Source organism: Pseudomonas fluorescens, assembly GCF_004683905.1.
Classification (GTDB): Bacteria; Pseudomonadota; Gammaproteobacteria; order Pseudomonadales; family Pseudomonadaceae; genus Aquipseudomonas; species Aquipseudomonas putida_A.
This window is the reverse complement of sequence record NZ_CP038438.1, coordinates 3,185,209-3,198,928: the sequence shown is the minus strand read 5'-3', so window position 1 is coordinate 3,198,928 and position 13,720 is coordinate 3,185,209. Positions and strand designations below refer to the sequence as shown.

11 protein-coding genes are annotated in these 13,720 nt (G+C 58.4%); 9 read left to right on the top strand and 2 right to left on the bottom strand.

Annotated features, from left to right (window positions below):
- The first annotated feature begins 4 nt into the window (after positions 1 to 4).
- Together E4T63_RS14555 and pgm are read left to right on the top strand one after the other, a co-directional pair.
- Positions 5 to 1,405 carry a PLP-dependent aminotransferase family protein gene (locus E4T63_RS14555; RefSeq protein WP_135295862.1) on the top strand — a complete coding sequence of 467 codons (1,401 nt, stop codon included), beginning with the start codon at positions 5 to 7 and terminating at the stop codon, positions 1,403 to 1,405.
- 96 nt (positions 1,406 to 1,501) lie between these two features.
- The gene (gene pgm / locus E4T63_RS14550) at positions 1,502 to 3,148 is read left to right on the top strand and encodes a phosphoglucomutase (alpha-D-glucose-1,6-bisphosphate-dependent) (RefSeq protein WP_096796764.1); all 1,647 of its coding nucleotides are present in this window, start codon (positions 1,502 to 1,504) and stop codon (positions 3,146 to 3,148) included.
- 182 nt (positions 3,149 to 3,330) lie between these two features.
- Here the strand turns inward: pgm and E4T63_RS14545 are convergent, their stop codons facing one another.
- On the bottom strand, positions 3,331 to 4,026 hold the full coding sequence (locus tag E4T63_RS14545) for a pirin family protein (RefSeq protein WP_027612774.1): 696 nt from the start codon (positions 4,024 to 4,026) through the stop codon (positions 3,331 to 3,333).
- 279 nt (positions 4,027 to 4,305) lie between these two features.
- Between E4T63_RS14545 and E4T63_RS14540 the strand changes: the two genes are divergently transcribed.
- Positions 4,306 to 6,780: a UvrD-helicase domain-containing protein gene (locus E4T63_RS14540; protein WP_135295861.1), complete on the top strand. Its 2,475-nt coding sequence runs from the start codon at positions 4,306 to 4,308 to the stop codon at positions 6,778 to 6,780.
- A 58-nt stretch (positions 6,781 to 6,838) separates the two neighbouring features.
- Here the strand turns inward: E4T63_RS14540 and E4T63_RS14535 are convergent, their stop codons facing one another.
- Positions 6,839 to 7,111, bottom strand: coding sequence for a DUF1652 domain-containing protein (locus E4T63_RS14535; RefSeq protein WP_025109621.1), 273 nt, complete (start codon positions 7,109 to 7,111; stop codon positions 6,839 to 6,841).
- 263 nt (positions 7,112 to 7,374) lie between these two features.
- Between E4T63_RS14535 and E4T63_RS14530 the strand changes: the two genes are divergently transcribed.
- From E4T63_RS14530 to E4T63_RS14505, 6 genes are all read left to right on the top strand, one after another.
- Positions 7,375 to 8,190, top strand: a complete 816-nt coding sequence (locus tag E4T63_RS14530; RefSeq protein ID WP_027612776.1) for a helix-turn-helix domain-containing protein — start codon at positions 7,375 to 7,377, stop codon at positions 8,188 to 8,190.
- A gap of 52 nt (positions 8,191 to 8,242) precedes the next feature.
- Positions 8,243 to 9,649, top strand: coding sequence for an NAD(P)/FAD-dependent oxidoreductase (locus E4T63_RS14525; RefSeq protein ID WP_135295860.1), 1,407 nt, complete (start codon positions 8,243 to 8,245; stop codon positions 9,647 to 9,649).
- A gap of 31 nt (positions 9,650 to 9,680) precedes the next feature.
- Positions 9,681 to 10,025: a cupin domain-containing protein gene (locus tag E4T63_RS14520; protein WP_098964086.1), complete on the top strand. Its 345-nt coding sequence runs from the start codon at positions 9,681 to 9,683 to the stop codon at positions 10,023 to 10,025.
- Positions 10,026 to 10,081: 56 nt separating this feature from the next.
- The gene (locus E4T63_RS14515) at positions 10,082 to 11,167 is read left to right on the top strand and encodes a polyamine ABC transporter substrate-binding protein (RefSeq protein WP_134786451.1); all 1,086 of its coding nucleotides are present in this window, start codon (positions 10,082 to 10,084) and stop codon (positions 11,165 to 11,167) included.
- A 462-nt stretch (positions 11,168 to 11,629) separates the two neighbouring features.
- Complete coding sequence (locus E4T63_RS14510; protein WP_098964084.1) at positions 11,630 to 13,093, top strand: serralysin family metalloprotease; 1,464 nt, start codon at positions 11,630 to 11,632, stop codon at positions 13,091 to 13,093.
- Between the two features lie 92 nt (positions 13,094 to 13,185).
- On the top strand, positions 13,186 to 13,608 hold the full coding sequence (locus E4T63_RS14505; RefSeq protein ID WP_167797097.1) for an AprI/Inh family metalloprotease inhibitor: 423 nt from the start codon (positions 13,186 to 13,188) through the stop codon (positions 13,606 to 13,608).
- The last annotated feature ends 112 nt before the right edge of the window (positions 13,609 to 13,720 follow it).

Below are 13,720 nucleotides of genomic sequence, written 5' to 3'. Positions count from 1 at the left end.
CCTCATGAAGGCTGCACGGGAATCCGGTTTCGCCTACCAGGCAGTCTATCGATACCTGATGCGCTTGATGGCCGAGTCGGCTTGCGATGGCAATTCAAGGCTGCCATCGCTGCGTCAGTTGGCAGATCGCTTGAACGTGTCGATCTCGACCATTCAATACGCTTACTCGTTGCTCGAAAAGGAAGGGCGGATCTATTCGGTGGCCAAGTCCGGGTATTACGCCACGGCGGTTTCGGGGGGGACGCCACCTGCCATGAGCAATGATCTGCTCGAAACGCTCTATGTCAACGCGCGGCACCCGGGTATGCGTTTGTTGAATGCTGATGATCCGGTTTCGCTGCAGTCACTGGACAGTCCATTGCTGTTGTTGGAGCGTGAGCTGCTGCGCCAGTATCCCCGCCAGCCGCCGTTGCTCGACCAGCCTTGTGGTGAACTGGAATTACGCGCCGTCCTGGCGGCCCGCTATACCACCTCGCCAAAGCAGTGCTGGCACGCCGAGGATGTTTACATCGGCGCGGATATGCGCGGGGTGCTGGAGATCCTGGTGGCCGTTCTGCAGCTCAGGCACTCAACCATTCTGGTCGAGTCGCCCTGTGACTGGGTGATACTGCGGTTGCTGCAGGCGGCTGAGGTGCGTGTAATCGAACTGCCGTTGCAGGCCTGTGGCGGGCTGGAGCCGCAGCGGCTGGAAACACTGCTCAAGACCGAAGACGTGCGGCTGATTCTGCTGTCCTCGGGCCTATGCATGCCGCGCGGTACACAGGTTCCAGCGGATAACCGCAACGCGATCGCCGGCCTGCTTGGCGAGCACGGCACCTGGGTGCTGGAAAACGACTGCTACGGTGAACTGGGCGAGGCAACGGGCGTCGAGCGTCTGCGTGATCAACTGGACCCTGACCGACTGCTGGTCTTCTCCACGTTCGAGAAATTCATCGGTATCGAAGCGCCTTACGGGTACGTGTTGTCGCGCCAATGGAAGCACGAAATGCAGCGGCATTTTCTGATGCGCTCGTTCCGGTTGTCGCCCGTTCGCCAGAAAGCCATTGCCCGGCTGTATGGAAACGGTCGGGTCGATCAGCATCTGCACGTACTTCGCCGGCTCCTCAAGGAACGCCGTACGCCGATGATCCACTTGTTGCGCGAACGTCTGGGCGAAGCGTTGCAGGTTGTCGAGCCACAAGGTGGGGCGACGGTCTGGGTGCGGGCACGGCGGCCGGTGGACATGCGCGATGTGTTTCAGCGCCTGCTCAGGCAACAGGTGTTGATTGCGCCGGGCGAACTGTTCAGCTTGCAGGGATTGCACCGTCGGCATCTGCGCCTGAACCTGCTGGATCATGGCGAGAGCGGCTTGGGCGGAGCGCTCGAGAGGTTGGGAGAGGCGTTGCGCTTGGCGCCGCTGGAATGAACGTTGAAATCTGTCGGATAGATCCCGTCGCGCTGCGGTCGAAGTGTCAGTAAACTGCGCTCTATTTCCTGAACCACTCTATTTCAGAGGTTTTGCATGACTATCAGTCCTTTTGCGGGCAAACCGGCACCAGCAGAATTGTTGGTCGACATCCCGCGACTGGTAACGGCTTATTACACCGGCCAACCGGACGCTTCGATTGCCACCCAGCGTGTTGCATTCGGTACTTCCGGGCACCGCGGCAGCTCCTTCGACCTGAGTTTCAATGAATGGCACGTTCTGGCAATCAGCCAGGCGATCTGCCTGTATCGCGAAGCCCAGGGCATCGACGGCCCGTTGTTCGTCGGTATCGACACCCATGCGCTGTCGACCCCGGCCGGGGCCAGTGCGCTGGAAGTGCTGGCGGCCAACGGCGTGACCGTGATGATCGCCGAAGGTGACGAATACACGCCGACACCGGCGGTTTCGCATGCAATTCTCTGCTACAACCGTGGCCGCACCTCGGGCCTGGCCGATGGCATCGTGATTACGCCGTCGCACAATCCGCCACAAAGCGGTGGCTACAAATACAACCCTACCAACGGCGGCCCGGCCGACACCCACATCACCAAGTGGATCGAAGCCAAGGCCAACGAGCTGCTGGCCAACAAGCTGGCAGGCGTCAAACGCATCAGCTACGAGCAGGCGCTCAAGGCCAGCACCACACACCGTCACGACTACCTCAACACCTACGTCGCTGACCTGATCAATGTGATCGACTTCGATGCCATCCGTGACGCCAAACTGCGTCTGGGTGTAGATCCGTTGGGCGGAGCAGGGGTGCGCTACTGGTCGGCGATTGCCGAGCATTACCGTCTTGATCTGGATGTGGTGAATAAGCAGGTCGATCCGACTTTCCGCTTCATGACGGTCGACTGGGATGGACAGATCCGTATGGACCCGTCGTCCAGCCATGCCATGCAAGGTTTGATCGGTCTCAAGGAGCGTTACGACGTGGCCTTCGCCTGCGACCCGGATCACGATCGCCATGGCATCGTCACCCCGTCGGGTGGTCTGCTGGCACCGAACAACTATCTGGCGGTGTCCATCGATTACCTGTTCCAGAACCGTCCGCAATGGCGCGCCGACGCCGCCGTGGGTAAAACCGTGGTCAGCAGCGGTCTGATCGATCGTGTGGCCAAGCGTCTGGGACGTCGTCTGTACGAAGTGCCGGTCGGTTTCAAATGGTTTGCCGATGGCCTGTTCGATGGCTCGCTGGGTTTTGGTGGCGAAGAAAGCGCTGGCGCTTCGTTCCTGCGCAAGGATGGCGGCGTCTGGAGCACCGACAAGGACGGTCTGATTCCGGCGTTGTTGGCGGCGGAAATGACTGCTCGTACCGGGCGTGATCCAAGCCAGGCTTATCGCGCACTGACCGATGAGCTGGGCGAGCCGTTCTCGGTGCGCGTAGACGCCAAGGCCAACCCTGAGCAGAAAGCGCTGTTGAGCAAACTGTCGCCGGAGCAAGTAACGTCGACCGAACTGGCAGGCGAGAAGATTCAGAGCATTCTCAGCCATGCGCCGGGCAACGATCAGGCCATTGGTGGTCTGAAGGTGATGACCGAAAACGGCTGGTTCGCCGCACGTCCTTCGGGCACCGAAGACATCTACAAGATCTACGCCGAAAGCTTCATTGGCGATGACCACCTCAAGCAACTGGTGGCTGAAGCGCAAACGCTGGTGGATGGCGCAATCAGCACCAAGTGATCTTCAGGGGGGTGAGTTCTTCCTGTGGTGAGGGGATTTATCCCCGATGGACTGCGTAGCAGTCCGCTCCATTGAAAAGAAGGCCGCTTTGCGCCTATCGGGGATGAATCCCCTCGCCACAAAAGCTGCAAAAAAGGGGCGACCATGACGGTCGCCCCTTTTTTTACCTGCATATCAGGCGATCAAGCCAGATCCACCAACACGATTTCGCTGTCTTCGAGTGCCGTCACCGTCAGTATTGACTCATGCTCGACGGCGACACCGTCTCGAGCTTGTGCGCGCAAGCCATTGACTTCAATCAGACCGGTGGCGGGTACCAGATACGCTCGACGTCCGGCATCCAACTGATATTCAGCTGTTTCGCCGGCCTTGAGGTTGGCCGCGACCAACCGCGCATCACCGCGAATGCGCAGGCTCTGATCGTCGCCGTCCTTGCCGCTGGCGAGGGTCACGAAGCCTTCGCGCTGGCCTTTGGGGAACGGTTTGGCACCCCACGATGGCGGCGCGCCAGTTTCCGTCGGCAGAATCCAGATCTGGAAGATTCGGGTTTCCTTGTCTTCCAGGTTGTACTCGCTGTGTGCGATGCCGGTGCCGGCGCTCATGACCTGCACGTCGCCTGCTTCAGTACGGCCCTTGTTGCCAAGGTTGTCCTGGTGGGTAATCGCACCTTCACGCACGTAGGTGATGATTTCCATGTCGCGGTGCGGGTGCAGCGGAAATCCGGTGCCGGCGGCGATCACGTCATCGTTCCATACCCGCAGATTGCCCCAGTTCATGCGTTGCGGATCGTAGTATTCGGCGAACGAAAAGTGGTGATGGGCATCCAACCAGCCGTGGTGAGCGCCGCCCAGCGTGTTGAAAGGTCTGAGTTCAAGCATGATCGTCTCCTCAAAAGGTTCGTCATGGGGCGTAACGCCAGAGCCACGAAGCGAGACCGTCGGTTAATGACGGGCATCATCCATCAGTCAACCATCGAGAAAAAGCGTAAAAAGTGCGGCATTCTCATCGAATCCGTTGATGGGAAACCGGCTCAAAATAATCTCACGCAACTTTCAGTTCATCGCCTAAACCAATGAGCTGTAAGCATTTCGCTAGAACTCATGAGCAAATAAAGCCACCATAGCCCCCAACAGCCTCACACACTGGAGCCCCTCAGCGTGGCGCAACACACTCCCGATCTTCCTCCCGAACTTCGTCCATTGGCCGAGATGCCATGGTTCAAGCGTCTCGCCGCACGTTTCTTCGGCCATGGCCTGACACGCTTGCGCGCTCAACACCGTGCGTCGTGGCTGCACGGCCAGGCGGACGGTTTTCGCAGCGGACACACCGCTGGCGTGGAGTACGGCTTCAAGGAGGGGAAACTCGAAGGCCTGGAAGAAGGCCGGCAGGTGCTGTTGATTCGTGACAGTCGCAGCACCGAGCATCGTCCACCGAGCGTCGATAATCATCTGTTCGACGACTGGCGTCTGCCACTCAGCGCCGAGCTGAAGAAGCGCATGAAAGCCGATGTGGCGCGCCTGCTGCCCGCGCATGCCCAGCCAAGCCTCGCTCAATGGAAGATGATTTTCAGTGACACTCCCTCGACCTCGGTGATCGCCGGGGCCGGGGCAGGCAAGTCGACCACGTTGGTGCTGCGCATCCTGTTGCTCACGCATTATCTGGGCTTTGAGCTGGATTCAATGACTGTGGTGACCTTCACCCGTGAGTCGCGCAAGGACTTCATCAATAAGCTTATCGAGATGTTCGCGCTCTGGGGACAGCCATTGAGCCTGCAACAGGCGCGGGAACTGGTGCGCACCTTTCACTCACGCATTTTGCCGATGGTACGCAGCCTGCCGGGGTTCGAACGCTTGCAGGCTTTTGAAAATCTAAGCAATCGGCCACAAGGCGCTGACGAGGAGGTCGACAGCAACCCGTTCGATCTGCGAATCAATGATGCCCAGCGCCAGCAGCTCAACGCCTGCTATCACCGCTTGTTCAATCAGGACCAACGTTTCCGCCAGTTGATTCAACCACTGGCCAAGGCTGCCTTGCAGCTCAAGGAGCTTGAGCGCGATCACCCGGACGTGCAAAAGCGCATGGCAGTGACCGAACTGGCAGCCAAACGCGACGAAGAACTGTGCGATGCCATCGAAGACCTGTGGTTTCGCGCCGGTGCCTGGCCGATCAAGGGCATTGAGCCCAGCCGGCAGACGTTCGAGATCAACGGTTCGACCTTTCACTGCCACGGCTACATTCCCAGCCTCGATGCTTGGGTGGTGCTCGGCTTCGATCCCCGGGAAAACCCGCAAATCTGCCGCCCCAACGCCAAGCTCAGCGTACGCGCCGAGTGGGCCGTTAAGCGCACCCTGTTTCAAGCTTTCTGCCGTAAGCCATTGATTTGGCTAGATAGCTATGAAATGTCAAAGCGAGTTCTGTCGACGTTGGCCGGCGACGCGAGCGCGGGTCCCGGGTTCGATTACAAGGTCAAAGGTGAGCTGGTCTCAGCGCCGCTGCTGGACTGTTTTGTCGCGGCGGCTGGTTTCATCGAAAACCTCGGGCTGGATGTGCCGGACGCTGTCGGTCGTATGAGTTTTGCCAAGGATGATCCGGATCGGTTTTTCTTCGAGGCGCTGAGCCTGTTCTGGCGTGCCCTTGAAGATCATCTGCTCGATCAGAAGCCGCCGGTGATGACCTACAACCGGATGTTCGCGCTGTTCAGCGAACACTCCCCGGAAAATCTCAAGCTGTTGAGTGATGAGCTGCTGCGGCCCATGTCGCACTTGATGATCGACGAGTTTCAGGACGTATCGCCGCAAATCGTTTCGTGGATCCGTGCCAGCCTCGCGGAAATCCGCAGTCGTGGCCCGGCCATGCATGTCGGGCGGGGTGCGCAGCGTTCTTCGTTGCTGTGTGTCGGCGACGATTGGCAGTCGATCTACGGCTGGCGCGGCAGTTCGCCGAGTTACTTCATGGAGTTCAACAAGGAATTCCCGTCACCGAGCACCACGCGGGTGATGCTCAGTGACAACTATCGCAGCCATCAGCACATCATCGATGCTGCCGAACACATCGTTCGCGCCGCGCCGGCAATCCCCGGCAAGAAGGCCAAGGCCAGCGGTGCTCCCAAGGCATTGCAGCCAGTCAATGTGCTGGAGCGCGATGATCAGGCCTTGGGACAGCGCCTGGCTGAACATTACAATCGTGGCGATTCGATCTTGATGCTCTATCGAAAAAGCAGCGATAAGTTATTGATAGAAAAGCATATTCAGCCTGTAGTTAATGTTGATTCGAGCTTGCCGTACGAAGCGCGACGGCTGAAACAGCTGACTTACCACCGCGCCAAGGGGCTGCAGGCTGATGCGGTGTTCCTGCTCGGTGACTGCCAGCACCTGACCAGTTCGCCCTACAAGAACCAGGTGTATCGCATGGCCGGCTTGGGCAAGGCTGGCGACAGTGAGCCTTATGACACGGCGCAGAAGGACGAGATTCTGCGGCTGGCCTACGTTGGTATCACCCGGGCGGTCAGCCATTGCTACTGGTACGTCGAGCCGCAGGATAACCAGGCGGTGAACATGCCAAGGGCGTCCGATCGGGTTACCCAAGGCAAGGCGTTTTTCGCTGATCACCGGAAACAGCCGCAAAACGCGTAGCACGCAAGCACAAAAAAAGCCCGCCTGAATTGGCGGGCTTTTTATATAAAACAATAGGTTATGCGTAACTCTTGAGAGACTCCGGAGGAATGAAAGCCTCCAGTTCGTCCTCCACAGCCTCAATGATGCGCTCGACATCGGCCGCGTTCATCACCGTCGCACAAGGAATACCGGCGATGGCGATCATGGTTTCACCGCTGGCACGATCAAACAGACGGGCAATCATGCTGCCCGGCGCATCCATCGTTGCCTCAAAACCCATGGGATGAAAGTGCCAACGCATCAGTTGGCACGCATTGGGAAACGTGACTTTACTGGAGCCTTTATTCATGTGTTGCCCGCCTTCTTCATCGAGCGCTTCCTTTTGCTCATGTTAGGTGGGAAGAGCCTTCATTGGCTCAACCGGTCAGTGACGTTAAAAGTAGCACCCGCATGTGAATTTTCCGTGAGATTTTTCAGTTCATTTTGCGATTGCTGCGCGTTTTTTGATGTAAGTCACGTCGGGATCAGTCATCGCCAAATGGCCACTACGGTTTGCTCGTTGATCGTTTTGTCGAACTTGGGCAAGCTCGGTTCTTTTGCGCCGAGCCCTTTATGCACGCCGACGATGACGGCCCCGAACAGACCCCGGCCACGGCCGCCACGGTCATGCGCTACCACCTGAGCTGGAAGCACCGCGATCTGGACAGCGTCATGGCGCTGTATCACCCGGACGTCCAATACAACGATTTCTTTCAGAACCGGGTCCTGGGCCTCGACGAATTGCGCGAGTACGTGCGCGTGAGCATGCCGCGAGAATCCGACGAAGCGCTCGAGCATTGCGACCGGATTCGCGTGGATGGCAACACCGCGTTCATTCAATACGAAGTGACTTTGCGCGGTGGCGACGGGCTGGTGTCGTTCCGATCCAGCGAAGCGATCACGGTCAAGGACGGCCTGATCTGGCGGGTCAACGAATACGCCTCGCTGGTCCGCACGCAAACCAACGGCGCTGTCGCACCCAGTCAGCGCCCGGCGGTGAGTCGCCTGGGGCTGTCGCCGCGCCAGATCAGTTTCATGGCCGAGGATCTGCAGCAGTATTTTGAGCGGCAGCAGCCGTACCTCGATCCGGAACTGGATCTGCAACGGGTGGCGAAGGAGTGCGGCTACAGCCGCAATCAGATTTCCTACCTGCTCAATCAGGTGCTCGGCCAGAGCTTCTATCGCTACGTCAACCAGGCCCGCCTGCAGCACTTGCTCAAGACGCTGGATCAGGCCACGCCACCGCTGCGTATCGATGAGCTGGCGTTTGCTGCCGGTTTCAACTCGCTGTCAGCGTTTTACAGTTGTTTTCGCCAGCACACCGGCCAGTCGCCGAAGGCCTACGCCAAACAAATTTCTTTGCGGGCACGCGCGCAAGACAGTGATTGAAGTCACGCACTAGGATCGACGCCATCGAAGGTTTTCAGTGGCGGAGTCTTGCATGCCGGCGTGGCGCACTATCAGTTTGTGGATGGATCAACTCGACGAGCCGTTGATTGCGCGGCCGGCGTTGGAACAGGATCTGGATGTCGACGTGGCGATCATCGGCGCCGGTTATACCGGGTTGTGGACCGCGTATTACCTGAAAAAACTCGCCCCCGGTCTCGATATCGCCATCGTCGAGGCGCAAACCGCCGGATTCGGCGCGTCCGGGCGCAATGGCGGCTGGCTGATGGGTAACCTGCTGGGCGAGGATCGACTGCTCGCCGGTCTCTCTCCACAACAACGTCGCGCATCGTTTGATCTGCTGCACAGCATTCCGGATGAAGTGGAAGTTGTCCTCGAACGTGAGGGCATCCACTGCGATTACCGTAAAGGCGGGGTGCTGTACTGCGCCGCCCGTTACCCGGAGCAGGAAGCCAGCCTGCGCGAATACCTCGACAAACTGCACGCCCAAGGCCTGACCGACAACGATTACCGCTGGCTGAACCCCGAGCAACTGGCGCAACAGATTCGTGTGGCGAAACCCTACGGCGGCATTTACGCGCCGCACGTGGCGACCATTCACCCGGCGAAACTGGTGCGCGGTCTGGCGCGCACCGTGCAGAGCATGGGCGTGAAGATCTATGAAAACAGCCCAGTCACCCATTGGCAGTCCGGCAGTTTGCGCACGGCCAGGGCCAGTGTGCGCAGTCGCTGGATTGTGCCGGCGGTCGAAGGTTATTCGGTCACGCTCCCACCGTTGGGCCGCTATCAGTTGCCGGTGCAAAGCTTGATTGTCGCCACCGAGCCGTTGTCGGCAGCGACCTGGGATGAAATCGGCCTCAACCGTGGCCAGGCTTTCAGTGAGTTCAGCCGTCAGGTCACTTATGGCCAGCGCAGCGCCGATAACCGCCTGATCTTCGGCGCCCGCGGCGGTTACCAGTTCGCCGGCAAACTGCGCCACAACTTCGATCTGACCCGTGATGAGGTTGAGCTGCGCCGCTATCTGTTCGGCGAGCTGTTCCCGCAGTTGAAAAACGTGCAGATCACCCACGCCTGGGGCGGCAACCTCGGCATGTCCCGGCACTTCAAGCCGCACATGCTCTGCGATCGCGCCAATGGCATTGCGCTGTCCGGCGGTTATGGCGGGGAGGGTGTGGGTGCCAGCAATCTCGGCGGCCGCACCCTGGCCGATCTGATTCTTGAGCGCGATACCGAACTGGTGCATCAGCCGTGGGTGCTGCCGGACGGCGGAATTCATGCGCTACGCGCCTGGGAGCCGGAGCCGTGCCGCTGGCTTGGCTACAACGCGATCATCAAAAGTTTTGTCCACGAAGACCAGACCCTGGCCAACCCGGCCACTGCACCGTGGCGGCGCAAGCTTGCCAGCCAGGTCGCGGGCTTCATGGAAGGTTTCATGCACTAACCGCCGTTTTCTTCACAAGACAGGTCTCACCATGAGCATTACGCAGTTCAAGAACACCGCCAGCCTGCAACTGGATGAATCCAACCCGGTGGCCGTGCCACTCGGCGAGCCGGTCGCCATTGCCTCGACCACCAGCGTCGAGCGCGATGACGGCGTTGAAACCGGCGTCTGGGAATGCACCCCGGGGCGCTGGCGCCGGCAGATCACCGCACAGGAGTTCTGCCACTTCATCTCCGGCCGTTGCACGTTCACCCCGGACGACGGCAGCGAAACCCTGCACATACAAGGTGGCGACGCACTGATGTTGCCGGCCAACACGCTCGGCATCTGGGATATCCAGGAGACCGTGCGCAAGAGCTACGTCCTTATTTTCTGATTGTTTGATCCTTTGATTGCCTGCCAACAAAAATAGCCACTACAGGAATCGACCCCATGATCCAGAAAACCCTCGCTCTGGCGCCGCTGCTGCTGGTCGCCTCCATTAGTCATGCCGCTGAAACGGTGAAAATTTACAACTGGTCGGACTACATCGCGCCGGACACCACGAAAAACTTCCAGAAAGACACCGGCATCGGCGTCACCTATGACGTCTACGACAGCAACGAAACCCTGGACGGCAAGTTGATGACCGGCAAATCCGGTTATGACGTGGTGTTCCCGTCCAACCACTTCATGGCGCGGCAGATCCAGGGCGGGGCGCTGAAGAAGCTCGACAAGAGCCAGTTGCCGAACTGGAAAAACCTCAACCCGGTGTTGCTCAAGGCCTTGCAGGTCAACGACCCGAACAACGAGCACGGCTTTCCGTATCTGTGGGGCAGCACCGGCATCGGCTACAACGTCGCCAAGGTCAAGGCGGTGCTGGGTGATAACGCGCCAGTGGATTCCTGGGATCTGATCTTCAAGCCCGAATACATGGAAAAACTGCAGAAGTGCGGCGTGGCGATCCTCGATAACGGCCCGGAATTGCTGCCGGCAGCCCTCAATTACCTGGGCTTGCCGCCCCACAGCAAGAACCCCGAGGACTACAAGAAAGCCGAAGCATTGCTGATGAAAGTGCGGCCGTATGTCAGCTACTTCCATTCCTCGAAATACACCAGCGACCTGGCCAATGGCGATATCTGCGTGGCGGTCGGTTTCTCCGGTGACATCCTGCAGGCGGAAAACCGCGCCAAGGAAGCGAAGAACGGTATCGACATCGGCTACGCGATTCCCAAGGAAGGTGCGGCGATCTGGTTCGACATGGTCGCCATGCCCGCCGATGCGCCGGACGAGAAGGCCGGTTACGCGTTCATGAACTACCTGCTGCGCCCGGACGTGATGGCCGGCATCAGCAATTACGTGCACTACGCCAATGGCAACCAGCAGGCTGACAGCCTGATCGATCCGGCAATCAAGGGTGACACCAAGGTCTATCCGAGCCCGGAGATGATGGGCAAGCTGTTTGCGCTGGAGGCAATGCCGCTGAACATCGATCGGATCCGCACGCGGGTGTGGAACAAGATCCGTACCGGTAGCTAAACCACATCACCCCTCCTGTGGGAGCGGGCTTGCTCGCGAATGCGTTCGATCAGTCAGCAAACAGGTTGGCAGATAAATAGCATTCGCGAGCAAGCCCGCTCCCACAAGTGTTTTAGCAACGCTGATTTGATTGATATCAATACACTGGCATCGCACTAATAGAGTGCAGCAAAGTGAGACGTATCTATCAAAAAGCAACTTACCGATATTTAATATTTAAATAGAAAATCGTCAGACAATTAGGCGAGAACAAACACCTCATAACAATCTTTCGACCCCGCAGTCATTGTTTACGGGCATTTGACGGAACAGTCGGTTTTGATCTCAAAAAAATGCTAGACGACAGATTTCAAATTGTGTCAGGTTTCTTACGCCTTCATTGGGCGAGTGATAGGACGATCTCGCCAGGGATCGTCGCTATCTGACAAAAACTGTTCCATTGCTAAACAAGGAAGTGTGTTTATGTCGAAAGTAAAAGCGAACGCTATTGATATCACCGCAGACACATTCGTGCCTGTCGGCGCAGCGCAATCTCTGGCTGCGACCAGCTCTGCCTGGAACCAGATCAATAGCTTCAGCCATCAATACGATCGTGGCGGCAACCTCACGGTCAATGGCAAACCGTCCTTCTCGGTGGATCAAGCCGCCACTCAATTGTTGCGCGACGGTGCCTCCTGGCACGACCTCGACAACAGCGGCAAGATCGAACTGACCTACACCTTTCTGACCGCCAAAACCGCTAACTTCAGCGGCCTGGGCGTCACCGGTTTCAGTCAGTTCAGCTCCCTGCAGAAAGCCCAGGCCGTGCTCGCCATGCAATCCTGGGCGGATGTCGCCAACGTGACGTTCACCGAATCGGCCCGTGGTGGCGACGGTCACATGACCTTCGGTAACTACAGCGGCGGCCAGGAAGGCGCAGCGGCGTTTGCATTCCTGCCAGGCACCGAGCCAGGCTATGACGGTCAGTCCTGGTACCTGACCGGCAGTGGCTACGACGTCAACAAAACCCCGGGTCTGAACAATTACGGGCGTCAAACCCTGACCCATGAAATCGGCCACACCCTGGGCCTGTCTCACCCTGGCGACTACAACGCCGGCGAAGGCAATCCGACTTACAAGGATGCTTCCTACGGGCAAGACACCCGCGGTTACAGCCTCATGAGTTACTGGAGCGAAAGCAACACCGCCCAGAACTTCAGTAAGGGTGGTGTGGAAGCCTATGCTTCCGGCCCACTGATGGACGACATTGCAGCGATCCAGAAGCTGTACGGCGCCAACCTGACCACCCGTACCGGTGACACCACCTACGGCTTCAACTCCAACGCCGGTCGCGATTTCCTCAGCGCCTCGTCGTCGAGCGACAAGCTGGTGTTCTCGGTTTGGGACGCGGGCGGCAAGGACACCTTCGACTTCTCGGGTTTCACCCAGAACCAGAAGATCAATCTCAACGAAGCCTCGTTCTCCGACGTTGGCGGCATGATCGGTAACGTGTCCATCGCCAAGGGCGTGACCATCGAGAACGCCATTGGTGGTTCGGGCAACGACCTGCTGATCGGTAACAGTGCGTCCAACGAGCTGAAGGGCGGTGCCGGCAACGACATCATCTACGGCGCTGGTGGTGCGGACAAACTGTGGGGCGGTGCGGGTTCGGACACTTTCGTGTTCGCCTCCAGCTCCGACTCCAAGCCGGGTGCAATCGATCAGATCCTCGATTTCGTCAGCGGTCTGGACAAAATCGACCTGAGCGCCATCACCAACGGTTCCGGCCTGCACTTTGTCAGCAGCTTCACCGGTTCGGCCGGCGACGCGATCCTGACCTCGTCAGGCGGCAACAGCCTGTTGTCGGTGGACTTCTCCGGGCACGGCGTGGCGGACTTCCAGGTCAGCACCGTGGGCCAGGCAGCGACCAGCGACATCGTGGCGTGATGTGAAACGGGAAGCGGCGCTTGATGCGCCGCTTTCTTTGCTTGCATCGTGTTGATGGCTGGGCAAGGCTAGGTGCTGGAGCGAATTTTCTGATGATCTGTAAAGTTTTTACCTACAAGGCAATGGCGTGGCTTTCGGCGGCGTTCATCATGATTTCTGGAGAAACAACCATGGCAAGCAGCCTCAGACTTGAAGATCCATCGGTTTTTGCCGGGCAATGGCAGGCGACGTTGAGCACTGAAAATGACGCGCCCGAAGCGCAAAAGCTGCAGGATAAACCGTCGAACACCTGTGCCCTCGAACTGCAAGCCAATCAGACCGTCGGCAAGGGCGCCGAATGCCTCGGCGCATGGCTGGAAGATTCACCCATCGGCTGGTTTCCGGACCCCGACGGAATTTCGATCACCGGCAAGGAAGGTTCAAGAATCGTGTTTTTCAGCCGACAACGTGACGGGCTCTATTCCAGCACTTTGAAGTCGGGCCTGATTGTTACACTCGAACGCGCGACGAAATAAACGCTCAACTAATTCAGATTGAATATATGGCAGTGTTTGAACGTTATAAGTGATCGTCGCAGTTGTTGTTGAATGGTAAGCGAGTACTTGCAAAACATCTTTCGCAGGTAGG